Source organism: Ruegeria sp. HKCCD6604, assembly GCF_013110635.1.
In the GTDB taxonomy this organism is placed as follows: Bacteria; Pseudomonadota; Alphaproteobacteria; order Rhodobacterales; family Rhodobacteraceae; genus Ruegeria.
This window is the reverse complement of sequence record NZ_WVQW01000011.1, coordinates 54,592-78,935: the sequence shown is the minus strand read 5'-3', so window position 1 is coordinate 78,935 and position 24,344 is coordinate 54,592. Positions and strand designations below refer to the sequence as shown.

Sequence of the window (24,344 nt, the reverse complement as noted above, 5' to 3'; positions counted from 1 at the left end):
GTTTGTATTCAAAATTCTTGGTCAGTGGGTGTTTTATGGGCGATGAGAGCTCGGTCAGTGTATCTCCGCAGTCCCGCGCCCGTGTGGTGCTGGCCATGACGGCCATCTGCATGATGGTCGTGGGGTTCAACACAACTGCTGTGACCACCATATTGCCCAATCTCAGGGCCGAGTTCGATTTGACCCCGTCAGGTTTGCAATGGGTGATGGCCACGTATTCCGTGACCAGCGCCACGCTTGTCTGCATCGTCAGCCGGCTGGGTGACATTACCGGCAAGATGGGCGTGTTCTTTTTTGGCATGATCGTCTTTGCAATCGGGTCTTCCTTTGCGCTGTTGGCGCAGGACGGGGCGATGCTGCTTATCGGGCGCGGCGCGCAAGGCGCGGGCGCGGCTGCTTTGTTCGGCACGTCCCTGTCATTGTTGACGGCGGCCACGCCCGAAGAGCAGCGCGCCAGTGTTACCGGCGTCTGGGGGGCGATTGTCGGTCTGGCGATCGGTGTCGGACCCATCGTCGGTGGCGCTTTCGGCCATTATGTCAGCTGGCGCGCCGTCTTTGCAGCCGACCTGATTCTGCTGGCGGTGGCCTTCGCCATCGGGCTGCATGTCAGCAAACGGAAATACGTTCCCGATACCCGTCTTGCCGGGGCAAAGTTCGATTATGCGGGGGCCGTTGCCATTCTGTTTTTCCTCGGGCCATTGTCCTTTGCGCTCAGCAACGGGGAAAGCGGCGGGTGGACTTCGCCTTTGACACTGGTGCCGCTGGTCGTGGCGGCCGTGTCGACAATTGCCCTTGTCATCGTATCCCGCCGCAGCGACGACCCTTTGATCGAGCTTCGGTACTTTCGCCATCCGCGTTATCTGATGGCCGCGGCGGGGATGTTCTTTACTGGCTTCACGCTGTTCTGCTTCTTCGTCTATTTCAATACATTCGTCCAATCGCCTGATGCCTTTGGGTATTCGTCCATCGATGCGGGTCTGGCGATCATGCCGCTCAGCCTCAGCATGTTTGTGATCTCGGTCACTGCACCCCGCTTTCTTGCCCCCTACAGCTTTCAATGGCCGATCGCCATTGGCCTGGGGGCGATGGCCTGCGGGTTCCTGCTGCTGATGACAACAACGAACACAACGCAGTTTTCCGAAATCTGGTGGAAGCTGCTGATCGTCGGTGTCGGATTGGGCATCTGCTTTTCGCTGTTGCCACGTCTGGGCCTGCGCCTGCTGCCCGAGCAGCATGTGGGGCAGGGTTCGGGGGTCATCAACGCCTGTCTCTATTTCGGAGCAACCCTTGGTGCCGTGGTGGGCGGTCTGGCCGAAGCGATCACCAGACGCCGAGGTCTGTCCGAGGTGATCGACGCGTTGCCTGCCGGGTCAACCCAGCGCGAGGATCTGGCCCATGCGCTGGCACATGGAACGCCGAACCAGATACAGCAATTGATCTCGGGGATGGATCCGTCTGCGGGAGATACATTGGCGAAGGCCCTGCGGGATGTGCAGGACAACGCCTTTGACAATGCCATGTTGGTTGCCGCGATTGCGGCGCTGGCCGGAATGACGCTGGCGCTGATGTTGCTGCGCGGGCCGGTTCCCCCTGTACACAGTGCGGCGGAATTGACCCGCAATCCGCGACAACCAAGCTCCTAACCGCCGAGGTAGACCCCTTTCTGAGGGCGAAAAAAGACCTTCTGATCGTGTAGCTTGCCCAGAAGTTCGTGAATACGCCGCAACGTGTCTTCCCGGTCGGTCCTGCTGTCCTCTGGTTCATCCGAAGCAGCATGTGACAACGAAGCGATCGAGTCGCGCAACGCCGTTTCAATCAGATCCATATCATCGACTGAAAGCTCGATCATGTCGTTGTACTGGGGCATGTCCGGGTCTCCGTGGAAGCTGAGGGTTGTTCACACGGAGTGTAACATCACTGGGTCTTTGCAAAAACGCACCTTGTCCGGTTTCGCGTCCATAAGACACATGGAAGCTTCCAGAAAAAAGGCCGCCCCCATGGGACGGCCTTTCGAAATCGAAACAAGTCAGACTTAGAAGCCCAGACCTTCGTATTTCTTTTTGAACTTCGACACGCGGCCGCCGGCGTCCATCAGGCGCGACGAACCACCAGTCCATGCAGGGTGCACGGAGGGGTCGATTTCTAGAGCCAGCTGGTCGCCTTCGGCGCCCCAGGTGGATTTCATCTGAACCACTGTGCCATCGGTCATTTTGACGTCGATGACGTGATAATCGGGATGGATGTCTTTTTTCATCTTTCCGTTCCTTACGCTTCGGCGCCAGCCTTGGGCTTGTAGTTCGTGACCTCTGCGATACGCGCGGATTTACCGCGGCGGGTGCGCAGATAGTACAGTTTGGCGCGACGAACGCGGCCACGGCGGACAACGGTGATGCTGTCGATGTTGGTCGAATACAGCGGGAACACACGCTCCACGCCTTCGCCAAACGAAATCTTGCGAACGGTGAACGAACCGGCAATGCCATTGCCGTTGTTGCGCGCGATGCAGACGCCTTCGTAGTTCTGCACACGGGTGCGCGACCCTTCGGTCACCTTATAGCCGACACGAATGGTGTCACCGGCCTTGAAGTCGGGGATGTCTTTCCCCAGGGCGGCAATCTGTTCCGCCTCAAGCTGTGCGATAAGATCCATCGCAGGTACTCCTATATGCTCGTGGTTGGCCCACGAAGTTTGGGCACGGCCTGAGAGCTCTTGGTCTTCACCGGGTCCTGCATGCAGCCCGCCAGAGGTCAGATCGAATGTTCCTTTGGTCTGGTTTGATCTGACACATCCCCGCCGAAGAAAGCCGGGCTTGAAGCCGATAATCAAACCAAAACACCGGAGTCGCAGAATGCGGCACCGGATTGCGGTCGTCTAAAGGTATTGAGTGCCGGGATCAAGAACAAATTGTATGGCGAAGCAGTGGGAATCCGCCTTTCGAAAATCCCACCGTTGCCACAGCGGTCAGATCAGGCATTCTGAAGGAAATTGAAAGAGCAGAAGTTTCAGACAGGACCCCATGATGCGAATTGCACTTATGCTGACGATTGCAGCCGCTTTGCTTATGTCGTGCGGACGCGGCGGCCCGAAACCGCAGGTCGTGGAACCCACGCCGGGTGTGGACAGGACAGCACCGTCCGTAATCTATCCTGATTTTGGTGATGCCGATCCGCATGACTGGGAGGGCCGTCACCCCGGCTTGTATCCGATCCACGGGCTTGACGTCTCGCGCTGGCAGGGACCGATAGACTGGCGCACAGCCAAAGCTTCGGGCGTAAGCTTTGCGTTTCTGAAAGCAACCGAAGGCGGCGATGTGGCGGATCCATTATTCGACGACCACAGGCGCGGTGCTCAGGCAGCGGGCGTGCCGTGGGGGGCTTATCATTACTATTATTTCTGCCGATCGGCCCGGGAACAGGCGCGTTGGTTCATTCAGAACGTCCCGAAAGGGGCAGATCTGCCGCATGTTCTTGACATGGAGTGGACGCCGCATTCCAAGACCTGCACGTTGCGGCCCGATGGCAGAACCGTCCGCGCCGAAGCGCAGCGCTTTCTGGACATTCTCGAACGGCATTATGGCCGGCGTCCCATCGTCTATACGACAGTGGATTTCTTTGCGGATACGGATATCGGGCGTTTGCCCAAAACCGAGTTCTGGTTGCGATCCGTCGCAGGCCATCCGCGTCAGGTCTATCCCCGCACGGTCTGGCGGTTTTGGCAATACACCGGCACCGGGCTGGTGCCGGGGGTTCAGGGCAGGGTGGACATCAACACGTTCAACGGCACCCCAGAAACTTGGGCCAGCTGGAAAGCGCGCCGCTAGTTTTGTGACGTTCCGTGGGTTTCGATAGTGCCGCCCCCGACCAAGTGGTCCAGCCGCCGTTCGCGTTCATCACCAAAGGCGTTGCGGACCCAGAACGATTCACCCGCGGTCAGTTCGCGCCGCTCGAAACCGCGTGCGCGCAGGCAGCGATCAACCTGATCGATTTCGCCCTGTTGGCGCAGTTCGTCCTGAAATGGCGCGGTGACCGCAGGCCCGATGATGATGCCCCAAAGCAGGATATTTGTTGCATAACCGCCGATTACGGCGCTGTTGCCGCCCTCGTCAGCTTCCTGAGAGCAGGAGTCAACGGCAACCTTCGCAGAGTGCAGATTGTGACCGGCTTGCGTCGGAACCGACATCCCAAGCGGTTTGGTGGTACAGGCGGAGGCAATCAGTAACGTGCCAAGCAATAACTTTTTCATAATGCCTTCTATTTCACTTCTTATTACCCAAAAACTAATGGGGCATGGAAGTGAATAAGTTCAGGTGCGTTCAACTTCAAATGGCATTCTGACAAACATCGAAACTGAGGCATCCCGGCCACAACGAGCGGGTCTAGTCTTCGGATTCTGATCTGGCTTTGCCGTATTCTGCCCAGATATCAGGACGCCGTTCGCGCGTGATGTCTTGTGCCATTTTTTGCCGCCATTCCGCGATTCGGCCATGATGGCCCGACATCAGAATCTCGGGGATCGGGCGCCCTTTCCAATCTGCGGGGCGGGTATACTGGGGGTGCTCCAGCAAACCCGAGGCAAAACTTTCTTCTTCGGTCGAAGCCTGATTTCCAAGCACTCCGGGAATCAGCCGTACCGTGGCATCGATCAGGGCTTGTGCCGCGATTTCGCCGCCGGTCATGACGAAATCACCCAACGACACCTCTTGCACGCCATAATGTTCCAAAACGCGCTCGTCCACGCCTTCAAAACGACCGCACAGAAGGGTCATGCCGTCACAACGGGCAAGATTCTGCATCATGCGCTGGTCCATGCGACGCCCGCGCGGGCTGAGGTAGATCAGCGGCCAGTTCCCTTGAACGCCTGCCATCGCATGTTCGATCGCGTCACCCAGAACATCGGCCCGCAGAACCATGCCCGCGCCACCCCCGGCCGGGGTGTCATCAACGTTGCGATGTTTGCCTAAACCGAACTGTCGCAGATCCACTGTTTCCAGTTGCCAAAGCCCTTCCTGCAAGGCCTTACCTGTCAGGCTTTCGCCCAGAACACCGGGGAAAGCGGACGGGAACAAAGTGATGATCTTGGCTTTCCAGACCCCGTGCAGATCAGGGCTCGGCGTCATCAGCTCGCGTGGTTTCAGGGAAGGACGGATCGCCTTGCGGCCGTGGGATCTGCTGGGTTTCTCTGTCATGTCTGGCGGGCCAGTTCGTTCTGTGCGGATTGAATCAGTGCTTTCTTCTGGGTGATCATGGCGGCGTCGTCCAGCGAGGATCGGTTCAGCGCCAGGATTTCCTGTAGCACATCGTCTGAAAATGTTGGCGTGCCATGTGCAGGCCCGACAAGTTGTGACGAAAGCTCGGGTGGCAGGTTCAGAAATTCGGCCAAGGGCGCACCTGCACCAAGGCGGTGGTTCTGCAACGCCTCCATCCACTCTGTTCTGACCGTGACGGATGGCAACCGATTCCGGACGGCATCAGCGGTTTCCTGAAGCGATGGCAAATGGGCAAGGTCGGAGGAAAAGGCGTCCAAGTCCTGCACCGTGCGTGATTTCTGCAAGTCGTGTGCCCACAGGCTCCGCAGCCATTGATCGCGGGCGCGCAAGGATATGTAGATCGTGATGTCGGTTTCATGACCCAGAAACCGACGCCGCACGACGCTGACCAGAGTTTCCGCCAGTTCCGGTGCGGCACCGTAACCTTCACGCTTGTTTCTGCTGGGGCGCAAGCCTGCGAAATTCTCTTCGCTCAGGATCAACCCCCGGCGTGCGCCGAAATCCAGATCGTCCAGAAACGCGTGCAGGTGGCTTCCAAAACCTGCCAATGTGGAATCCAGCCGGTAAAGCGAGTGACGCGTGGCGCTCTCGCTCAAGCCGCTGTTGCGCGTCTTGTAGGGCAGAACCAACGCGAAGCGTGGCCAGATCAGTTTCCGGTTTTCATGGAGGAAGGACTGTGCTGCGGTCATGCCTGTCTTGTGCAGGCCCAGATGCAGCAGGACCCGACGCATCAGATCAGGCCTTCGGGCGGGTCGGCCACGATACGGCCTTGTTCCAGATCCACCGTGGGTACAACTTGCATCGTGAAAGGCAGCAAAACCGTGGTTTTCAGGCCCGGCCCGTGCAATTCCAACAAGTCCGCGGCGCCGTGGTTCTGCACCGATTTGACCTTGCCCAGCAGGGTGCCTCCGGTGTCATAGACATCCAGCCCGATCAGGTCGTTGTGGTAGAATTCATCATCGGGCAGCGACGGCAGCTGATCGCGCCTTGCGTAAAGGCGCAACCCATTCAGGGCATCCGCCTGTTCCTTGGTTTCAACGCCACCAAGGCGGGCCGCGAATCCGTTCTTGATGGCGCGCGTCAATACCACAGGATAACGCTCTTTGCCCGCTTCATCGGTCAGCGGCGAATAGGTCTCGATATCTTCGGGAACGGCGCAAAAGCTTTTCAGCCTCACCTCGCCTCGCACACCGTAAGCCCCCGCGATGCTGCCGACGCAGATCAGATCACTCATTGGCTGCCCCAGTCGTCAAACATATCCCGTTTCTCCATTCGCCAAGCCCGTTGCAGGCTTCGCGCTGGTTGTTGCGCTCGAAGAACACGCCCACAATAAAGGCGATCAACAGCAGAATGGGAAGTCGTATCAATCCGAACATAAGGCCTTACCGTGTTTCGATCGTCAGGCCCTGCGCCCGGGTTTCCCAGCCGACCTGTTCCAGTTCAGGTGTATCTGACATCTGTTCCGGCCGGCCGACACAGAAATAGCCGATCAGGCGCCAGGTTTCAGGAACACTCAGATCGCGCTTCATCTGGTCGGGATCCAGAATGGAAACCCAGCCCAGCCCCAGCCCTTCCACCCGAAGTGCAAGCCAGAACAAAGTGATCGCGGACACGACAGAGTAGCGCCGCATCTCGGGCATCGTGCCGGCGCCAAGTCCCAGCCCTTTTTCGGTGCTGTCGTCGCAGAAGACGGCCAGTTGCACAGGCGCTTCCTGCATCCCGGAAAGCTTCAGCCTGCTGTATAGCTGCGCCTTGTCCCCCGAGTAGCCTGCCAAAGCGTGGTCATTGGCGGTGCGAAAATTCTTCAGCGCTGCGGCCCTTGCCGCTTCGCTTTCGACGCGGATCACGCGCCAGGGTTCGCTGAGCCCCACTGAAGGGGCCAGTCGAAATGCGTCGAGGCAGCGCGCCAGCACTGCCTCGTCAATCGCATCGGTGCGGAACCGGCGCACATCCCGCCGGAGCCGCAACAACAGGTCGAACTGCGTGCGAAAATCGTCTGTAAAGGGGTGATCCCGCACGCGTGCGCCTGCTTATTCTTCTGCTGCGGCTTCGGCTGCTTCAGCGGCCTTGGCGGCTTTCTCTTCGGCGCGCTCCTGGGCTTTCTTGCCCGGAGTTCCCTTGTTGGGGTTGTTGCGCTCGGCCTTGTCACGGGCACCGACCGCTTCCAGCATACGTGCGATACGGTCGGTGGGCTGTGCGCCCTGATCCAGCCAGTACTGGATGCGCTCCATGTTCATTTTCACGCGCTCGTCGCTGTCTTTCGGCAACAGCGGGTTGTAGGTGCCCAGTTTCTCGATGAAACGGCCATCGCGCGGCATACGGCTGTCAGCCGCAACGATGCGATAGAAAGGACGTTTTTTCGAGCCGCCGCGGGCGAGACGAATTTTCATTGCCATGGTGGTATCTCCTTTGAATGGCGTGTCCGGCGTGGGTGCCGGTTAGTTCTGGTGTTTGTTGAACCGGAGGTTCACTCTTGATGCTTCCGGTGGTGTCGGATGACTTCCTGAATGATGAAATTCAGGAAAGCCTTGGCGAAATCGGGGTCCAGATCGGCCTCATTCGCCAGGTCTTCTAACCGTGCGATCTGCGCAGCTTCGCGCGAGGGATCGGACGGGGGAAGGTCGTGTTCGGCCTTGAGCTTGCCAACGGCCTGCGTGTGCTTGAACCGCTCGCCAAGCGTATAGACGAGGATCGCGTCCAGCCGGTCGATGCTTTCGCGATGCTCTTTCAACAGCGTGGCAGCCTGTGTCACGGGGTTGGTCATTGGCCGGTCCTTTCGGTGGTCAAGTCTATCTGCGGGTGGCGCCAGATCTGAGCGTGCTTGCCCAGAAGTTCGGCATTCTCAAGCTCAAGCGTTGCACCAAGCCGTTCAGCCAAAGCGCGCGAACGATCATTTGCATGGGCGATGTACGAGATCACGCCGTTCAGGCCCTGATGCCGGGCGGCATGATCACGCGCAGCCGATGCAGCTTCAAAGGCCAGCCCCTTGCCTTCGGCTTCTTCCATCAGGGTCCAACCCAGTTCCGGTTCGGCCCAGCCCGGCACGTAGATCATTCCGGCCCAGCCAACGAATGTGCCGCCGGCCTTTTCGGTCAGGTGCCACAGGCCATAACCCCGCAACGCCCAATGACCCAGCCGGTTCGACAATGAGCTCCAACATTCGCGCGCATCCTTGGGGCCGCCCACCAAATGGCTGCGCTGGGTCGCGAAGAATGCGGTCATCGCGGGCAGGTCATCCAGATGCGGCGCGCGCAGGATCAGGCGTTCGGTTTCAATGGTGGGAATGGTGAAAGAGGTCATGCGTATGCCTCCATTCCGCCATTCACCAGATCCGAGGGCGCCGGGTGCCGCCAGATTTCGGATTTTCCGAACTTGGGGTGGTCATAGTGATACTCGAACTGCGCGCCCATACGCTTGGCCACGGCCTTGCTGGCGTGATTGTCCAGGTCGATCAGTGAGATCGCGGTTTCCCAGCCCAATACATCATAGGCGTAGGCGCGTGCAGTCAGCGCGGCCTCGGTCGCATAGCCCTTGCCGGTGGCGTGGTTTAACAGGGTCCAGCCAACTTCGGGTTCCGGCCAGCCTTCGGGAAACCAAAGCCCGATCCGCCCGACATAGGTGCCGGTGTCTTTTTCATCGACGCTCCAATACCCATAGCCGCGCAAGGCCCAGTGCCCCAGCAGCGAGGCGACCACCCGCCAAACCTCATCCCTGCGCAGAGGGCCGCCGACGAACTTGGCCGCATCGCTTGCAAAGAAGGCGGTGTCTGCATCGACGTCGGCCTCGGACGGTGCGCGCAGGATCAGGCGTTCGGTTTCCAGCGTAGGGATAGGCATCGCGAATGTCATGCCTGTACCTCGCGGTAGCGCCAGACATGCTGGGTTGGCCCAAAGGCGCTTTCTGCATCGGCATCACGCGCTGCGCCCAGTCGTTGGGCAAGCGCGTTCGAACGGGTGTTGGATTGCGAAACATAGCTTACGAACTGCCCCGATCCCAGCAGGTCAAATCCGAAATCACGCACGGCGGCGCAAGCCTCGGTGGCATAGCCCTGCATCCGGTGTTCAGCGCCGAACATATAGCCAAGTTCCGGCTCGTGATCGTCCCATTCCAAACCCAGAACGACGAAGCCAATTGCCCGATCATCACCCTTGAGCGTGACCGTGAACAGGCCGTGACCATGTAGAAGCCAGCCCGCGGTATAATAGGAAAACTCGGTCCACGCGGCTTGCGGGGCGTCGCCAAAGCTGTCCTCGCAGATCGACGTCCACACCGGCAGGTCTTCCAGAGTGGGCACGCGCAGTACCAGCCGCCGGGTCTGAATGACCGGCAAGGCTGCGCGATATTGCGCTGCTGCCATCGCCGCCTTTCCGGACGGGGGCTGGGTACAGCGTGCGGGGGTCACTTTTTCTTTCCGAACCCGCTCAGGCCCGGTGGCAGACCCATCCCGCCGCCCAGACCGGGCATCTTGCCGCCCATGGCCTTGGCCGCCTGTTCCAGCGCCTTGGGATCCATGCCTGCGGCCATCTCCTCGGGGCTGGGGCCGCCTTTGCCGAACATGCCTTTCATGGCCTGTTTCAACATCTTGCCTTTGCCCATCTTGCCCATCTTCTTCATCATGTCCGACATTTGCCGGTGCATCTTGAGCAGCTTGTTGAGGTCGCTGACCTCCATCCCGGACCCCGCCGCGATGCGTTTCTTGCGGCTGGCCTGAAGGATCTGCGGGTTGGCGCGTTCGCGCTTGGTCATCGACTGGATCATGGCGATCTGCTGGCGCAGGATCCTGTCGTCCAGACCGGCCTGATCCATCTGCTTGGCCATCTTGCCCATGCCCGGCATCATGCCCATCATGCCCTGCATGCCGCCCATCTGGATCATCTGTTCCAGCTGCATCTTCAGGTCGTTCATGTTGAACTGACCCTTGACCATGCGCTTCATCATGCGCTCGGTCTGTTCCATCTCCATCGTTTCCTGGGCCTTTTCGACCAGGGCAACGATGTCACCCATGCCCAGAATCCGACCGGCGATCCGGTCCGGCTCGAATGTTTCGAGCGCGTCCATCTTCTCGCCCAGACCGACAAAGCGGATCGGCTTGCCGGTCACGGCGCGCATCGACAGGGCCGCACCGCCGCGCCCGTCGCCGTCCATCCGTGTCAGGACCACGCCCGAGATACCGACCTTGGCGTCGAACTCCTCGGCCACCTCAACGGCAACCTGCCCGGTCAGCCCGTCGACGACCAGCAGCGTCTCGCGCGGGTCAACCACGTTGCGCACCTGCTCGACCTCGTCCATCAGTACTTCGTCGATGTGCAGACGGCCCGCAGTGTCGAGCATGTAGACGTCGTAACCACCCAGCGTCGCCTGCTGTTTGGCGCGCTTGGCAATATCGACAGGTTTCTGGCCGGGAACGATCGGCAGGGTGTCCACCCCGATCTGAGTGCCCAGAACCGCAAGCTGATCCATCGCCGCCGGACGGTAGACGTCCAGCGAGGCCATCAGGACCTTCTTGCCCTCTTTCTCTTTCAGACGTTTCGCCAGCTTGCCGGTGGTCGTCGTCTTACCCGAACCCTGCAAGCCGACCATCAGGATCGGCGCGGGCGGGTTGTCGATCTTCAGCGCACCGGGGTCTTCCTCGCCACGCAGGGTGTCAACCAAAGCGTCATGCACGATCTTGACGACCTGCTGGCCGGGGGTGATCGACTTGGTGACTGCCTGACCGGTGGCCTGGCTTTGAACTTTCTTGACGAATTCCCTTGCAACCGGCAGCGAGACGTCGGCCTCAAGCAGGGCAACGCGGACCTCACGCAGGGCGGTTTTGACGTCTTCTTCGGACAGGGCACCCTGTTTGGTCAACCGGTCGAAGACGCCAGAGAGGCGTTCGGATAGATTTTCAAACATGCCTGCGGCCTCCTTAGCCGGTTCTGGTTTGGCGCCCCTTAGATAAGGGCAGACGGGTCAATGCACAAACGCCCCCACGGGCGAAACTCGCTGGTGGGGGGCGATCCCTGAACGACTCAAGGGACCGGAAGATCGAAAGGCTTCCGGATGTTGGGGCGTCATCTACGCCTCTGGGCCGTGTGAGTCAAGATAAGCTATGTGAGTGTCACATTGCGGGCTATTCTGCGTGATTGAAGCTGAGGGAGGGGGCGATGAAGAATGGTCTGCCGCGAAAGACGACCGACTATGTCGGCGAAGTGACCAACACCGATATATGGTCCGGATTCGAGATCCGGCCCAGCGACGTCTTTGTGTGCACACCGCCCAAATGCGGCACCACTTGGACGCAAACACTGGTGCGCATGCTCATCACCGAAACGGCCGACCCCAGTGTGTACGACAACAGGGTCTCACCGTGGCTTGATTGCAGTTTTCGCGATCGGGTCGCGCAGGCGGATGAACTGAGCGCGCAAAGACATCGGCGCTGTATCAAGACACATACCCCGCTTGATGGCATCGTGTTCTCGCCAAATGCGCAATATCTGGTTGTTCACCGCCATCCGGTTGACGTGCATTTTTCAATGCGCCGCCATGTCGAGAATATGAAACATGACTGGCTTGATTACCTGTTCCCCGACGATCTGTCGGAAGCTTTCGACATGTTTTTGAACCGGCCCGCGTCATCCAAGGGCACAGATGACCTGACCCTCAGATCGATCATTCATCACTTCCACTCCTTTTGGATGTATCGCGACCTGCCCAACATCCATTTTCTGCACTATGCCGAGCTCAGCCGGGATCTTCCGGGACAGGTCGCGCGGCTTGCACGGATCATGGACATCGAAATTGACCCGGACCTGGTCAAAGACATAGCCGAGGCCGGCAGTTTCGGATCAATGAAAAACAACGCCATACGTCTGGAGCAAACCCCCGGATTCACCAGTGGGTTTCACGACTTTGCGCAGTTCTTCTCTTCGGGCACAAGCAACAAGTGGGAAGGCAAACTGACCGAGCAGGACATGGCGCGATATGACGCCTGCATGTCCCGGCTGGTCTCAGCCGAAGAGCGCTTGTGGCTGGAACGCGGCCTGGCGTCTTAGTTTGTCCCGACTGCGCGACGGTCTTGGCCTGGTTTCGATGGAAGCCAGTCATTCACCGCCTCTGCCAACCGGTGAGAGCCGGAGCCGCTGGAAAACGCTTCGACAATGGGATGGCGACCCGCGCTCATGCCTTTCTCAAGAACAAGGACCGGGCGATACAGCGTCGAGGTGCCGTTTTTGCCACGGGATGTCGTGCTTTCGATTTCTGCGTGGGACAGGTTGGACAGTGTGTGTTCGACCGCTTCATAACCAAAAACCGATTGGCGGCGGATCAGGATACTGTCTTTGTGCCGATCCAGAATGATCTGAACCCGTCTTACGAAAACACAAAACGCACCAAACCCAAGACCGCCTCCGCCGAGGGCGAAGATCAGGCCGAACCAGATGCCTTCGCCGCCCGTGCTCATCAGAAAGATACCGGGGCCGACAAAGGCCAGAATGAAAATGACCAGCGTGATACCGATGAACCAGGGCGTATTGGCGATGATCAGTTGGTTTGGGGTGTCTCGGGTCACTTTCATGGCGGTACGCTAGCACCGTTCCAACACCCTGTTCCAGTTTGTTTCATCACGGTCTTTCGTGAAATCAGGCTGAAACGCGCAGGGCCAGCGCAGCAACGTCCTTGATCTCGGGCAGTGTGGTTGGCGGGGTCAAGGCCAGGTTCGGCACGCCAGACGCTGACTGCGCCTGTGATGCGCGCGATTTTCATTCGGGCGGGTATCACCCACGCAATTGTATGTCTCGCGCTTGAATTCCAAGCTTTGTTGCGCGATGAGCAATCCCCAAAAAGCGAGGGCTTCATGGACGCTTCATCCACCCATCAGGACACTTTGCCGCTGAGTTCGGACGCATTGCTTGCGCAGATGGAAGATTGGGAGCTGACCTATCGCCTGCATACCCATGTGCCATTGCGTACGGTCGAGGATGCAAAGGCGGTCGAAGACCAGTTCATGACACCCGGAGAGAACGCGCTGCGGGTCAAGAACCTGTATCTGCGCGACAAGAAAAAGCGCAACTATCTGGTGACCTTGGAACAAAGTCGCGAGATTGATCTCAAGGCTTTGGGGGCCGAGTTGGGCATAGGCAACCTGTCCTTCGGCTCGGCGGACCGGCTGTTTCAGAATCTCGGCATACGTCCCGGCGCCGTCAGTCCGCTGGCGATGATCAACGGTGTTCAGAATGATGTCAGGTTCTTCATGGATGCGGCGGCACAGCAGGCCGAGGTGATTTACATGCACCCCCTTGTCAACGACCGCACCGTGGCCCTGACGCGGGCCGACATGATGGCCTTTTTCGAGCGCATCGGCTGCGCGGTCACGTGGTTGCCCTGATTACATCAGCGCCTCTTTCAATGCGGCGGCAACATGCGCGGCTGACGGGTTGACGAACAGATGCCCGTCAGCTTCGAACACCGGATCGTCCAGGTGGTTGGGAAAAGCCAGTGGAAGCTCGGTACAGGCCAGCAGGATCGCGGTTCCGGGGCTGGCGTGCTTGTCGCAAAACGCCAGCAGTCTGGCGCGGGCGATGTCAGACGCACCACCATAGAAATCACTGTCGATCATGGCCTGCATCTGGGAAATCTCGGGTTCGGGCAACCGTTCATTCGCGGCAATGCCTTCGGCGGCCAATCGGTTCGCATAGTTGGTGGCCTGCATTGTCACGGTGGTTCCCAGGACCAGAGCCCGTGATGCGCCGGCACCTGCCGTCGCCTCGGCGGTTGCGTCAAAGATGCTGAGGATCGGCATCGAGACACCCTGCCGTATCGCGTGAAGCCGCGCATGGGGGGTGTTGGACGCGATAATGCCAAAATTGCACCCGGCGCGTTCGAGAGTCAGCAGGGCATCGCGGAACACCGCGTCAAAATCCGCCCAGCTTGCCTCATCACCGGCGACTCCGCGCAGGGCGCGCGTTCTGGCCTGCGTAACGGATTCGATGGTCATCGGTGGGATCGGCAAAGGCGAACCATGGCCGCGTTCCGCGTGATAACGCCCGGCCCCTTCGGCAATCGCCCGGTAGTAATCGACGGTCGAGGCCCAGCCAACACCGCCCAGAATGCCGATTTTCTTCATGTGGCCCATCCAGTCTGCCTGTTTGCTCGCATGCAGACTGGACGTTTCCACGCTCGTTGGCCAGAGGCGATCAGGCTGCAAGCTCCGCAACCGCCTTGTGGGCATTTTCCAGCGCCGCATCCGGGTTCACGGCCATCTGATCCGCGGCGATGACGTCAACGTCATGAATGCCGATGAAACCCAGAACGTGGCGCGCGTAATTGGTGGCGAAATCAGCTTCGGATCCGACGGGAACGCCGCCAGATGCGATGGCCAGAATCGCACGTTTCCCTTCCAGCAGGCCTTTGGGGCCGTTTTCCGTGTAGGAAAAGGTCAGGCCCGCGCGCGCCACGAGGTCGACCCAGGCCTTGAATGCGGCAGGCACCGAAAAGTTGTAGATCGGCAGGCCGATGACGATGGTGTCGGCCTCTTGCAGTTCGGTAACCAGTTCGTCCGACAGGGCCAGCCGGTCGCGCTGTAGATCGTCGCGCTGCTCGGCGGGGGTGAAATTGGCGGCGATCCAGTCTTCTGTCAGCAGGGGCAGGGGGGTGGCCAGATCGCGGCGGATGATGCGGTCTGCGCCCAGTTGCTTGACCACACGGTCAGACAGATCGCGCGTGGTCGAGTTCACGCGGCGGGCGGATGAGTCGATGTGAAGGATCGTTTTGGTCATTGTTTTGGTCCTTTCAGTCAGGGGAATCTTGTCCTGCGCCCAATATGATTGTTGCGTTGATGAACAAAACTCGGATACATCAACAGTTATTGTTGGAAATTGCACAGTGACGACATTGCCATGGATAATTGGGATGAGGTGAGAACCGCCTATCAGGTGGCACGCATGGGGACGGTCAGCGGCGCGGCAGAGGTTCTGGGCGTTCACCACGCCACCGTGATCCGTCACATTGATGCGATCGAGGCGCGATTGGGTGTCAAACTGTTCCAGCGCCATGCCCGTGGGTATACGCCGACCGAAGCAGGCGACGATCTGTTGCGCGTGGCACAGGCGACCGAAGATCAGTTCAACCAGCTTGTCGGCCGGATGAAGGGTCGCGGAGACGATGTCTCGGGTGAATTGGTCGTGACTTCCCTGGGGTCTCTTGCCCCGTTGGTGGTGCCGACGCTCACGGCGTTTCAAAAGATGCATCCGGACCTGATCGTGCGATACCTGACGGGCGACCGGCTGTTCCGGCTGGAATACGGTGAAGCGCATGTGGCGATCCGCGCCGGATCGGCCCCTGATCAACCCGACAATGTCGTCCAGCCTTTCCGGCAAGAGGAAGTTGGTCTTTATGCCAGCGCCTCGTACATCGAACGGTTCGGCAAGCCATCCGGAATCGAAGATTTTGCACGCCATCACTTCGTCAGTTCCGATGATGAGACCAGCCGCGCGCCGTTCACCCGCTGGCTGCGCGCGACAGTACCCGCCGATCGCATCACCTTCCGCTGTACCAACAACTTCTGCATGCGCGAGGCCGTTCTGGCCGGTGCCGGCATCGGCTTCATGGCCCGTTGGGAGGCTGCCCGCCACGACAATCTGGTCGAGGTGATTGATCCGCTGCCGGAATGGTTCGGCAATCTGTGGCTGGTGACCCACGTGGACTTGCACCGCACCACCAAGGTACAGGCGTTCCTGAGCTTTTTGAAAGAAGAAGCCAAAGGCTGGCAGCCATGAGCCCGCAGATGCGTGGCCATCTGGCCATGCTTGCCTTTTCAGCCCTTGTGGCAGGCAGCTTTTCGTTGGGGTCCATGATCGCCAACGAAATCGCGCCAGCCGCCCTGAATGCGGTTCGCTTTGCGATTGCGGCTGCCGTGATTGGTTTGGCCGCACTGGCGACAACCGGCCTGCCGCGCAGCGCCGCGCAGGCCCCTTGGCGCTATCTGGTGCTCGGGGCTTTGTTCGCCACCTATTTCGTCCTGATGTTCTATGGGTTGCAAACCGCCCCACCTGTCAGTGCGGCAGCGGTGTTCACCCTGACACCAGTTGTCTCTGCCATGGCGGGGTGGGTCTTGTTGCGCCAAATCACGACTCCGCGCATGGCGCTGGCCCTGACCATTGGCGCTGTGGGGGCGCTTTGGGTGATTTTCCGGGCCGATTGGCAAATGTTCCGCGCCTTTGAAATCGGTGGCGGCGAAATCATCTATTTCTGGGGCTGCGTCGCCCATGCGATCTATACGCCCATGATACGCAAGCTGAACCGAGGAGAGCCCGCCGTGGTATTCACCTTCGGTACGCTGGTCGCCGGGTGTCTGTTGTTGGTCGTGTTCGGCTGGTCCGAGCTGATGGCAACCGATTGGGCCGGGCTTCCGGCTATTGTCTGGATCGGCCTGTTCTACATTTCGTTCTTTGCAACGGCAGCCAGCTTCGTGCTGGTGCAGTTTTCTTCCTTGCGGCTGCCGTCGGCCAAGGTCATGGCCTATACCTACCTGGTTCCCAGCTGGGTCATTTTGTGGGAGATTGCGCTGGGCAAAGGCGTGCCAACCGGTTTGATCCTGGGTGGTGTGGCGCTGACAATCATCGCCCTGCTGATGTTGTTGAAAGAGGAAGTTCCGCCCTCGGTGCCAGTGCGCCGCGCCATGGAATAAGCCATGTCTTCGCTGGAAAATCCGGCAGATCCAATATGCATTCCAGAGGTGGAATTTGTTGAGCCAGATCAAGGCACCCCTGTGGGCCTTTCCATAACCTCTTTGGCAGGCAAATGGAGGAGATCATGTTCAAACATATCATGTTGCCGGTTGACCGGCATCTACCGCCCGAAGTTCGCAAAGCAGCCGATGTTGCCGGGCAGGTTGCAAAGTGGCAGAGCGCCAAAATCACTCTTGTCAGCGTCACCGGGGCCCATATGGGTGAATCCTCGGAAACCGAGGCCGAGATCGACAAGGAATTGGCGGAGTTCACCGAACAGTTGGCCGCAGAAAGTGGATCTGACGTTTCGATGCGCAAAATCCACTCGGTCGACGTTGCCGCTGAGGTGGACAGCGATCTGACCCGCGCGGCCGAGGAGATCGGCGCAGATCTGGTCATTGTCGGCACCCACGCGCCCCGGATCACCGACTATATTTTTTCCAGCCACGCCGGTTATCTGGCGAAACACGCCAGCATGTCTGTTTTTGTGGTGCGCTAGGCCTCGCCCGACGTTGGCAGTTCAGCTTCCAGAAACCGTTCGAACGCGTCCAGATTGACGGGCTCGAATTGTCCGAACCCCTGCATCCAGACCGAAGCGGCGCGCAAGGCGTCGGGTTCCAGCTTGCACCATTTTACCCGCCCGCGTTTTTCCTGACTGATCAGACCGGCCTTGGTCAGTATGACCAAGTGTTTGGAGATCGCGGCCAGCGACATCTCGAACGGTTCGGCCACATCCGTCACCGCCATGTCATCCTCCAGCAGCATCGCCAGAATGGCGCGGCGGGTGGGGTCGGCGAGGGCTGCAAAGACGGTGTCGAGATCGTTGGACATGCGTCCGCTCAACCATAGCCGCCGGGATTGGTCAACCATTTGGTTGAATATGCGGATTCAGGGCTTTGGCGGCGCGATGGTGGCCCTCGAAACCAATGACACGCCCTGTGACTTCTGAAAAACATAATATTTTCAATACTTTAGACTGCGTCAATGAGGGCATTCAAGGTCGTTGACTCTGCGCGCTTCGCGCCTTAGCACCATGCCCAAGATTGTACGAGGGAAACGCCCGTGACCGATGATGACCAAAAGCAGCGTATGGCGCAGCTTGAGGCCAAGATCGAAGCGGCGAAAAAGGCCAAAGCGCCAAAGCCTCGTGCGGATGCTGACGTGTCCGGGGGCGAGCTTGCCTGGCGGATGGTCATCGAAATGGTATCCGGTCTGGGGATCGGATTTGGCATCGGATACGGGCTGGACAGCCTGCTCGGGACGATCCCGATCTTTCTGGTGCTGTTCACATTGCTGGGCCTTGTCGCGGGCGTGAAGGTTATGCTCCGCAGCGCGAAAGAGGCTCAAGATAAACAAGCGGCGGCATCGGCTGCCGAGAAGGACGAGAGGGACTGAACGTGGCAACTGAGACCACCGCAGCAGAAGGCAGCAGCCTGGTATTCCACCCGATGGATCAGTTCATCGTCAAGCCACTGTTCGGCGACGGTGCAGTAGGCATGTTCACCGTCACCAACGTGACCCTGTGGTTGTTCTTTGCGGTGCTGGCCATAATCGCTCTGCTGGTACTGCCCACCTCGAAACGCGCCATCGTTCCGACCCGTATGCAGTCGGTGGCCGAGCTGGCCTATGGCTTCATCTACAAGATGCTGGAAGACATCTGCGGCAAGGAAGGCGTGAAATACTTCCCTTATGTCATGACCCTATTCATGTTCATCGTCTGCGCAAACTTCCTGGGGCTGATCCCGACCTCGTTCACCACCACATCGCATTTTGCCGTGACCATCCCGCTGGCGCTGGCCGTGTTCCTGACCGTGACCGTGCTGGGTTTCGTGAAGAACGGCGCCGCATTCCTGGGTCTGTTCTGGGTCTCCAGCGCGCCTCTGGCGCTGCGCCCGATCCTGGCGATCATCGAGCTGATCTCGTACTTCGTGCGTCCGGTCAGCCACTCCATTCGTCTTGCCGGAAACGTCATGGCTGGCCACGCGGTTATCAAGGTTTTCGCAGGCTTCGCCGCGATTGCCGTGATCTCGCCCGTGTCGGTTCTGGCGATCACCGCTATGTATGGTCTTGAGGTCCTTGTGGCCTTCATTCAGGCCTACGTATTCACCATTCTGACCTGTGTTTATCTGAAAGATGCGCTGCATCCGTCGCACTAAGGTCCGAACACCCAACATCGAAACTTCCAATTCGTAAGGAGATACATCATGGAAGGCGATCTCGCACACATCGGCGCAGGCCTGGCAGCAATCGGTTCCGGCGCAGCCGCAATCGGGGTGGGCAACGTAGCAGGCAACTTCCTGGCCGGCGCCCTTCGCAACCCTTCGGCGGCTGCTTCGCAGACCGCAACCCTCTTCATCGGTATCGCGTTCGCAGAAGCCCTGGGGATCTTCGCATTCCTGGTCTCGCTGCTGCTGATGTTCGCCGTATAATCTGCGGAACCTGATCCTTACGCGCAGGTGGGTCCAAGCCATAGCGGCCCACCTGTTGTAAAGACAAGTTTCCGACGGAGGATATCATGGCGACTGAACCCCTTACAAAAGAGGTAGCTGGCTCGTGCGTCGACTCCTATGGCTCTGCCATCGGGATGCCACAGCTCTGCTTCGATTGGTTCCCCAACCAGATTTTCTGGCTGGTCATTACGCTGGTCGTCATCTTTCTGGTCCTGTCCCGCGTGGCCCTGCCGCGCATCGCGGCAATCCTGGCTGAACGTCAGGGGACCATTACAAATGACCTGGCTGCGGCCGAAGATCTGAAGGCCAAGGCGGTCGAGGCCGAAGAGGCCTATAACAAGGCGCTGGCCGATGCCCGTGCCGAAGCGCAGCGTATCGCTGCCGAAGCTCGCGCAGAAATTCAGGCTGGACTGGATGACGCGATTGCCAAGGCGGATGCGGAAATCGCTGCCAAGGCGGCTGAATCGGAAAAGGCAATCGCCGAAATCCGTGCCGGTGCGCTGGAAAGCATTCAAGTGGTTGCCAAGGATACGGCGGCTGAACTGGTCACCGCACTGGGCGGCGAGGCAGATGCCAAAGTCATCGACAGTGCAGTAGACGCACAGACGAAAGGATAAGTGACATGCGGAACACTCTTGCCCTTATCCTGACCGTTGGTGCCGCCAGCCCCGCGCTGGCTGCAAGCGGCCCGTTCTTTTCGCTTGGCAATACCGACTTTGTCGTCCTTCTGGGCTTCATCGTCTTCATTGCGGTCCTGTTCTACTTCAAGGTTCCCGGTATGATCGGTGGCGCGCTGGACAACCGTGCCGAAGGCATCAAGTCCGAACTGGACGAAGCCCGTGCTCTGCATGAAGAAGCCCGCAGTTTGCTGGCCTCGTACGAGCGCAAGCAGCGTGAAGTTCAGGGGCAGGCCGATGCGATCGTCGCGGCAGCGAAGGAAGACGCGGCCTTGGCGGCAGAACAGGCGAAAGCTGACTTGGAAAAGTCGATCGAGCGTCGTCTGGCCGCAGCTCAGGACCAGATCGCTTCGGCCGAAGCGTCTGCACTGAAGGAAGTGCGTGATCAGGCCGTATCGGTTGCGGTTTCGGCGGCCAGCTCGGTTCTGGCAAAGCAAATGACCGCAGCGCAGGCCAACAAGCTGATCGATGCATCGATTGCAGATGTGGATGCAAAGCTGCACTGACGGGTGACCCCGACAGACACGTGATACAGACGACCCGAGAGCTTTTGGCTGTCGGGTCTTTTGTTTTCGTCGTGCTTCTGTTTCTGTTGTTTAAAACACTCCGAATCCTACGACCTGCCGGTGATCAGGTTGATAGGAGCGCCCTGATGGGGGCGTGAAAACAACAGGGAAAGACAGGCGGTGTCAGGCAACGCATTTTCGATGAATATTGTCGGCGTCGTTCGAAATGGCGGGTCGGCGCTGATCGACACGATCAACAGAATCGAAAACCTGTCTGCGCAGTTGCACCGGTTCACCGTCACCATTGCCACGAACGACAACACGGACGGTACGGATCAAGTGTTGTCCGACTATGCGGGTCAAAGCCGGCATGTCGATATCCTGCGACTGGATGGTCTTGCGTCAGAATTGCCAAACCGGGTCGAGCGTATCACGACGGCCAGAAATGCAGTTCTCAAAAAACTCGAGGATCAGGACACGGACCTGGAGTTGACGCTGGTGTTGGATCTGGATGGTCCGAATACCTGCCTGGATGCCCAGGCGGTTCTGACAGCAGCGCAGCGGGTCGCCCCGTTGTGGGAGGGTGTTTTCGCCAACCCAAAACCAGCATATGACGATATCTACGCTTTGCGTTGTTCGGGTTGGTGTGATGAAGACGTGTGGCAACGCATTCAAAGCACGCGCCGGCCGCTGTTCGGGCGTCGCAAGTGGCGCCGGTCTGTCATGAAGTCCGCTGTTTTTGACCGCCAGTTTCACATTCCTGCCGATATGCCCCTGATCCCGGTCGACAGCGCATTCGGCGGTGCCGGGTTGTATAAATCCCGCGCGCTGCGAGGGTTGCGCTATACTTGCCGGGACGAAAAAGGCCAACAGGTGTGCGAACATGTAATGCTGCACAAACGTCTGAGAGATCGCGGCGCAAGGCTGTTCATCGACCCGGCGCTGACGACACTGGCCGCGGAGAACCGTCTGGGAGAAGGCAGCGGCGCGCCGTTCCCCCGACATCTGCTGCCAGCCGCGTCAGGCGCTGCCTAGTCCCGGCCTTGCCCTGCCAAGTCTGCAAAATCCGGACCGCGCTCAGCCCCGCCCGGTTTCGTGTTGCAGCCTTTGTTGCGCAATAGCTTCGTTCCGATCGGCCTTTTGCTGGTCCGCCATGCAGCGTTCCACAAAATCCAAATGGCGTTCGATTGCATTTCGGGCGGCCAGAGGATCACGCTCTTGCAGCGCCGCATTGATGGCGCGGTGCTGATCCAGGATGGCCTCGCGGGTGGCGCGCTGACGGAACATGGTCTGACGGTTGTAGAACACCCCCTGCACCAGAAGGTCATACATCGAGCGCATCATGTGCAGCATCACCACATTGTGGCTGGCTTCGATGATGGCCATGTGGAACTCGGCGTCCAGCTGCGCCTCGTCATTCGCAGCGTTTCGGTTGTGGGCCGCCTGCATCTTGTCAAAGACCGCCTGAACGACCTTCAGGTCGCTGTCTGACCCCAGGCGCGCGGCCCGTTCCGCCGCCAACCCTTCCATGTCACGGCGAAAGGACAGGTAATCGAATACGGCTTCTTCATGGCTGCCGAACAGACGGATCAGTGCCGGTGAAAAGGCAGAGCCCAGAACCTCGGCCACATAGATCCCGGATCCGGCCTTCGCGGTCAAAAGCCCCTGTTCCTGAAGGTCGGAAATCGCATCTCGCAGGGACGGGCGCGAAACGCCCATGCGCTCTGCCAACTCCCGCTCGGATGGCAGGCGCTCGCCGGGGCGCAGGATGCCTCGCAGGATCAAAAGCTCGATCTGGCGAACGACTGCGAGCGACAGCTTTTCCGTCTGAACTTTGTGAAATGGCATCTCATCTTCCGAAATTGGTCAATTCATTTGACCATGGACGTCGGTACTGTTCAAGAATCCCCGGCCGCATCCATTGAATAATTAGGTCAGCAATATTGACTTTAATAGTGGAGAGCTTAGGCTGCACCGAATTGAGATCGGAGGAGCCTCATGTCCCAACACCCTTTGTTTGCCACCCGGGCCTCGCGAATGAAAGCGTCAGAGATTCGCGAATTGCTGAAGCTGCTTGACCAACCCGGCATCATTTCCTTTGCTGGTGGGATTCCTGATCCCGCACTGTTTCCCGCCGATGCGTTTGCACAGGCGTTTCAACAGGCCCTGGGGCCGGATTTGCAAGCGCAGGCGCTGCAATATTCGGTCAGCGAAGGCTATGTCCCATTGCGGCAGTGGCTGGCGCAGCACATGCGCGAAATCGGGGTGGCCTGTGACATCGACAACATCCTGATCACCTCGGGGTCACAGCAGGCGCTGGACTATCTGGGCAAGCTGTTCCTGTCCCCCGGTGACACGGCCCTGGTCGGGTGGCCCACTTATCTGGGCGCGCTGGCTGCATTCAACGCCTACGAGCCACGCTTTGACCGGCTCAATGGCAATCAGGGGGCCAAGGAATACAAGGCCGCAGCGGGCGCAGGCGCAGTGAAATTTGCCTATCTGTCGGCGGATTTTGCGAACCCGACAGGAGAAACCGTGGACTTGCAGGGCAGAGAGGCTCTGCTGGATCTGGCCGAGGAACTGGATTGCGCGTTGATAGAGGACGGAGCCTATCAGGCTCTGCGCTATGACGGGGATCCGATCCCCCCCATACTGTCATTGGAGCAGGCCCGCAAAGGGTCAATCGAGGACTGTCGGACGATCTATTGCGGCAGTTTCTCGAAAACGCTGTCGCCGGGTTTGCGTATGGGATGGGTCGTTGCGTCCAAGCCAGTCATTTCCCAAATGGTGCTGTTGAAACAGGCAGCTGATCTTCATTCCGCGACCATCAACCAGATGGCTGTGCATCAGGTGGCGCAGGCCTGTTTCGACACCCATATTCCGAAAGTACGAAATGTCTATCGCGCCCGTCGTGATGTGATGCTGAACGCCATGGACCAGCATATGCCTGACGGGGTGGATTGGACACGTCCCGAAGGGGGGATGTTCATCTGGGTCACGTTGCCCGAGGGGATGGTTGGCTCTGACCTGCTGGCGCGTGCGCTGGACACCGTCAAAGTAGCTTTTGTTCCGGGGCAGGCGTTTTTCCCGGATGGCAGCGGGGCAAACACGATCCGTCTCAGTTTTTCGAATTCTGACGAGGCGACAATACGCGAAGGCATTCGCCGACTGGGAGAGGTGCTGCGGGCCTGACGTCCGGAAAGGTTCTGTTAACCAAAATGCTGCAACTCTGCGGCATGATCCGGTTTCTCGCACCTCTGTTGCTGGCCGCCTGCGCCGCCGGCACTCCGCATTTCCGCGACGTTCCAGCCACGCGCGTGGCTGTGAATGGCAGTGTCTTTGATGTGCGTGTGCGCGGCGACCTGGCCGAGGCTGTGCGGATCAACGCGCAATACGCCCCTCGGCTGGGCCCGGTCCGGGATCGCGCCGCTTTGGCGATGGCGCAGGTTTCGGGATGTCCGATTCTGGACGTGCTGGGGGATGCAGCCGTGACCGTTGGGGTTTTGGGGTGTGACCGTGATGCGGGTGAGCGGCTTTTGCTGACGGCCGTCTCGACCCCCAATTACGAATGCATCGACTTTGGTCTTTATGAAAACGTCGGTGGGGAAAACGGGTATCAGGTCTTTGAATGCACGCCGTATTGAGATGCGCGCGTTCTTGCGTGTTTCGGCAAGATGTTGTGGATAACTTGGGGTGATATCCCATATCCTGCGCAACTCCGTTGACTCAGACCCCATCCC

General features: G+C 59.1%; 34 protein-coding genes. 15 read left to right on the top strand and 19 right to left on the bottom strand.

Translation table 11 applies throughout. From position 1 onward, the window contains the following. The first annotated feature begins 35 nt into the window (after window positions 1–35). Window positions 36–1,643: an MFS transporter gene (locus GS614_RS19575; RefSeq protein WP_171727122.1), complete on the top strand. Its 1,608-nt coding sequence runs from the start codon at window positions 36–38 to the stop codon at window positions 1,641–1,643. On the opposite strand, the gene GS614_RS19570 is transcribed toward GS614_RS19575, so the two are convergent. The 3 genes from GS614_RS19570 to rplS all read right to left on the bottom strand — a co-directional run bounded on the left by GS614_RS19570 (window position 1,640) and on the right by rplS (window position 2,649). Further along, complete coding sequence (locus GS614_RS19570; RefSeq protein ID WP_152457025.1) at window positions 1,640–1,867, bottom strand: hypothetical protein; 228 nt, start codon at window positions 1,865–1,867, stop codon at window positions 1,640–1,642. The genes GS614_RS19575 and GS614_RS19570 overlap by 4 nt on opposite strands. 165 nt (window positions 1,868–2,032) lie before the next feature. After that, window positions 2,033–2,254: a 50S ribosomal protein L31 gene (gene rpmE, locus GS614_RS19565; protein ID WP_050605278.1), complete on the bottom strand. Its 222-nt coding sequence runs from the start codon at window positions 2,252–2,254 to the stop codon at window positions 2,033–2,035. An 11-nt stretch (window positions 2,255–2,265) separates the two neighbouring features. After that, window positions 2,266–2,649 (bottom strand): 50S ribosomal protein L19, encoded by a 384-nt coding sequence (gene rplS, locus GS614_RS19560; RefSeq protein ID WP_152457026.1) that lies wholly within the window; start codon window positions 2,647–2,649, stop codon window positions 2,266–2,268. Window positions 2,650–3,019: 370 nt separating this feature from the next. On the opposite strand from rplS, the gene GS614_RS19555 reads away from it, so the two are divergent. Beyond that, window positions 3,020–3,820 carry a GH25 family lysozyme gene (locus tag GS614_RS19555; protein ID WP_171120334.1) on the top strand — a complete coding sequence of 267 codons (801 nt, stop codon included), beginning with the start codon at window positions 3,020–3,022 and terminating at the stop codon, window positions 3,818–3,820. Here the strand turns inward: GS614_RS19555 and GS614_RS19550 are convergent. The 11 genes from GS614_RS19550 to ffh form a co-directional block, all read right to left on the bottom strand. Next, window positions 3,817–4,242: a hypothetical protein gene (locus tag GS614_RS19550; RefSeq protein ID WP_171727121.1), complete on the bottom strand. Its 426-nt coding sequence runs from the start codon at window positions 4,240–4,242 to the stop codon at window positions 3,817–3,819. The genes GS614_RS19555 and GS614_RS19550 overlap by 4 nt on opposite strands. A gap of 133 nt (window positions 4,243–4,375) precedes the next feature. Beyond that, the gene (gene trmD, locus GS614_RS19545; protein WP_171727120.1) at window positions 4,376–5,185 is read right to left on the bottom strand and encodes a tRNA (guanosine(37)-N1)-methyltransferase TrmD; all 810 of its coding nucleotides are present in this window, start codon (window positions 5,183–5,185) and stop codon (window positions 4,376–4,378) included. Then, window positions 5,182–5,997, bottom strand: a complete 816-nt coding sequence (locus GS614_RS19540) for a hypothetical protein (RefSeq protein ID WP_171727119.1) — start codon at window positions 5,995–5,997, stop codon at window positions 5,182–5,184. Before GS614_RS19540 ends, trmD begins: the two co-directional genes overlap by 4 nt. Continuing rightward, window positions 5,997–6,500, bottom strand: a complete 504-nt coding sequence (rimM, locus tag GS614_RS19535) for a ribosome maturation factor RimM (protein ID WP_171120329.1) — start codon at window positions 6,498–6,500, stop codon at window positions 5,997–5,999. Before rimM ends, GS614_RS19540 begins: the two co-directional genes overlap by 1 nt. Window positions 6,501–6,648: 148 nt before the next feature. After that, the gene (bluB, locus tag GS614_RS19530) at window positions 6,649–7,284 is read right to left on the bottom strand and encodes a 5,6-dimethylbenzimidazole synthase (protein WP_171727118.1); all 636 of its coding nucleotides are present in this window, start codon (window positions 7,282–7,284) and stop codon (window positions 6,649–6,651) included. A 12-nt stretch (window positions 7,285–7,296) separates the two neighbouring features. Beyond that, window positions 7,297–7,662: a 30S ribosomal protein S16 gene (gene rpsP / locus GS614_RS19525; protein WP_171727117.1), complete on the bottom strand. Its 366-nt coding sequence runs from the start codon at window positions 7,660–7,662 to the stop codon at window positions 7,297–7,299. A 71-nt stretch (window positions 7,663–7,733) separates the two neighbouring features. Beyond that, window positions 7,734–8,030, bottom strand: a complete 297-nt coding sequence (locus GS614_RS19520) for a chorismate mutase (RefSeq protein ID WP_170344783.1) — start codon at window positions 8,028–8,030, stop codon at window positions 7,734–7,736. Further along, the gene (locus GS614_RS19515; protein ID WP_171727116.1) at window positions 8,027–8,566 is read right to left on the bottom strand and encodes a GNAT family N-acetyltransferase; all 540 of its coding nucleotides are present in this window, start codon (window positions 8,564–8,566) and stop codon (window positions 8,027–8,029) included. The genes GS614_RS19520 and GS614_RS19515 overlap by 4 nt, the downstream gene beginning before the upstream one ends. After that, on the bottom strand, window positions 8,563–9,114 hold the full coding sequence (locus tag GS614_RS19510) for a GNAT family N-acetyltransferase (RefSeq protein ID WP_171727115.1): 552 nt from the start codon (window positions 9,112–9,114) through the stop codon (window positions 8,563–8,565). Before GS614_RS19510 ends, GS614_RS19515 begins: the two co-directional genes overlap by 4 nt. Continuing rightward, entirely contained in the window at window positions 9,111–9,623 is a 513-nt protein-coding gene (locus GS614_RS19505; RefSeq protein ID WP_171169228.1) for a GNAT family N-acetyltransferase, read from the bottom strand. The genes GS614_RS19510 and GS614_RS19505 overlap by 4 nt, the downstream gene beginning before the upstream one ends. 41 nt (window positions 9,624–9,664) lie before the next feature. Further along, window positions 9,665–11,161 carry a signal recognition particle protein gene (gene ffh, locus GS614_RS19500; RefSeq protein WP_171617503.1) on the bottom strand — a complete coding sequence of 499 codons (1,497 nt, stop codon included), beginning with the start codon at window positions 11,159–11,161 and terminating at the stop codon, window positions 9,665–9,667. 251 nt (window positions 11,162–11,412) lie between these two features. Here ffh and GS614_RS19495 point away from each other — a divergent pair, with 251 nt between their 5' ends. Beyond that, a complete protein-coding gene (locus GS614_RS19495; RefSeq protein ID WP_171232708.1) occupies window positions 11,413–12,300 on the top strand; it encodes a sulfotransferase domain-containing protein in 888 nt (295 codons plus the stop codon). Here the strand turns inward: GS614_RS19495 and GS614_RS19490 are convergent. After that, entirely contained in the window at window positions 12,297–12,821 is a 525-nt protein-coding gene (locus GS614_RS19490) for a hypothetical protein (RefSeq protein ID WP_171232707.1), read from the bottom strand. The genes GS614_RS19495 and GS614_RS19490 overlap by 4 nt on opposite strands. A 279-nt stretch (window positions 12,822–13,100) precedes the next feature. Between GS614_RS19490 and GS614_RS19485 the strand changes: the two genes are divergently transcribed. Continuing rightward, entirely contained in the window at window positions 13,101–13,631 is a 531-nt protein-coding gene (locus GS614_RS19485) for a prolyl-tRNA synthetase associated domain-containing protein (RefSeq protein WP_171727114.1), read from the top strand. On the opposite strand, the gene GS614_RS19480 is transcribed toward GS614_RS19485, so the two are convergent. Both GS614_RS19480 and GS614_RS19475 read right to left on the bottom strand, forming a co-directional pair. Further along, a complete protein-coding gene (locus GS614_RS19480) occupies window positions 13,632–14,369 on the bottom strand; it encodes an aspartate/glutamate racemase family protein (RefSeq protein ID WP_171727113.1) in 738 nt (245 codons plus the stop codon). It lies immediately after the preceding gene. A gap of 70 nt (window positions 14,370–14,439) precedes the next feature. After that, on the bottom strand, window positions 14,440–15,021 hold the full coding sequence (locus GS614_RS19475) for an FMN-dependent NADH-azoreductase (RefSeq protein WP_171169218.1): 582 nt from the start codon (window positions 15,019–15,021) through the stop codon (window positions 14,440–14,442). A gap of 120 nt (window positions 15,022–15,141) precedes the next feature. Between GS614_RS19475 and GS614_RS19470 the strand changes: the two genes are divergently transcribed. From GS614_RS19470 to GS614_RS19460, 3 genes are all read left to right on the top strand, one after another. Beyond that, entirely contained in the window at window positions 15,142–16,020 is an 879-nt protein-coding gene (locus GS614_RS19470; RefSeq protein ID WP_152457042.1) for a LysR family transcriptional regulator, read from the top strand. Next, window positions 16,017–16,931, top strand: coding sequence for a DMT family transporter (locus GS614_RS19465; protein WP_171617509.1), 915 nt, complete (start codon window positions 16,017–16,019; stop codon window positions 16,929–16,931). Before GS614_RS19470 ends, GS614_RS19465 begins: the two co-directional genes overlap by 4 nt. Before the next feature lie 125 nt (window positions 16,932–17,056). Further along, window positions 17,057–17,470: a universal stress protein gene (locus tag GS614_RS19460; RefSeq protein WP_171617510.1), complete on the top strand. Its 414-nt coding sequence runs from the start codon at window positions 17,057–17,059 to the stop codon at window positions 17,468–17,470. On the opposite strand, the gene GS614_RS19455 is transcribed toward GS614_RS19460, so the two are convergent. Then, window positions 17,467–17,802 (bottom strand): metalloregulator ArsR/SmtB family transcription factor, encoded by a 336-nt coding sequence (locus GS614_RS19455; protein ID WP_171120302.1) that lies wholly within the window; start codon window positions 17,800–17,802, stop codon window positions 17,467–17,469. The two genes, GS614_RS19460 and GS614_RS19455, sit on opposite strands and share 4 nt — an antisense overlap. A gap of 231 nt (window positions 17,803–18,033) precedes the next feature. On the opposite strand from GS614_RS19455, the gene GS614_RS19450 reads away from it, so the two are divergent. The 6 genes from GS614_RS19450 (at window position 18,034) to GS614_RS19425 (ending at window position 21,639) form a co-directional block, all read left to right on the top strand. Next, complete coding sequence (locus GS614_RS19450; protein WP_171727112.1) at window positions 18,034–18,366, top strand: AtpZ/AtpI family protein; 333 nt, start codon at window positions 18,034–18,036, stop codon at window positions 18,364–18,366. A gap of 2 nt (window positions 18,367–18,368) precedes the next feature. Then, a complete protein-coding gene (locus tag GS614_RS19445) occupies window positions 18,369–19,127 on the top strand; it encodes a F0F1 ATP synthase subunit A (RefSeq protein ID WP_152457047.1) in 759 nt (252 codons plus the stop codon). A gap of 48 nt (window positions 19,128–19,175) precedes the next feature. Then, window positions 19,176–19,400, top strand: coding sequence for a F0F1 ATP synthase subunit C (locus GS614_RS19440; protein WP_005981269.1), 225 nt, complete (start codon window positions 19,176–19,178; stop codon window positions 19,398–19,400). A gap of 86 nt (window positions 19,401–19,486) precedes the next feature. After that, the gene (locus GS614_RS19435; protein WP_171727111.1) at window positions 19,487–20,038 is read left to right on the top strand and encodes a F0F1 ATP synthase subunit B'; all 552 of its coding nucleotides are present in this window, start codon (window positions 19,487–19,489) and stop codon (window positions 20,036–20,038) included. 5 nt (window positions 20,039–20,043) lie between these two features. Beyond that, window positions 20,044–20,604, top strand: a complete 561-nt coding sequence (locus GS614_RS19430; RefSeq protein ID WP_170344804.1) for a F0F1 ATP synthase subunit B — start codon at window positions 20,044–20,046, stop codon at window positions 20,602–20,604. A 201-nt stretch (window positions 20,605–20,805) separates the two neighbouring features. After that, window positions 20,806–21,639, top strand: a complete 834-nt coding sequence (locus GS614_RS19425; RefSeq protein WP_171727110.1) for a hypothetical protein — start codon at window positions 20,806–20,808, stop codon at window positions 21,637–21,639. Window positions 21,640–21,681: 42 nt separating this feature from the next. Here GS614_RS19425 and GS614_RS19420 read toward each other — a convergent pair whose 3' ends face one another. Next, window positions 21,682–22,452 (bottom strand): FadR/GntR family transcriptional regulator, encoded by a 771-nt coding sequence (locus GS614_RS19420; RefSeq protein ID WP_171364537.1) that lies wholly within the window; start codon window positions 22,450–22,452, stop codon window positions 21,682–21,684. A 150-nt stretch (window positions 22,453–22,602) separates the two neighbouring features. Between GS614_RS19420 and GS614_RS19415 the strand changes: the two genes are divergently transcribed. Together GS614_RS19415 and GS614_RS19410 are read left to right on the top strand one after the other, a co-directional pair. Then, window positions 22,603–23,796: a PLP-dependent aminotransferase family protein gene (locus tag GS614_RS19415; protein ID WP_171169208.1), complete on the top strand. Its 1,194-nt coding sequence runs from the start codon at window positions 22,603–22,605 to the stop codon at window positions 23,794–23,796. Between the two features lie 44 nt (window positions 23,797–23,840). Then, on the top strand, window positions 23,841–24,248 hold the full coding sequence (locus GS614_RS19410; RefSeq protein WP_171120297.1) for a hypothetical protein: 408 nt from the start codon (window positions 23,841–23,843) through the stop codon (window positions 24,246–24,248). Window positions 24,249–24,344 lie beyond the last annotated feature (96 nt).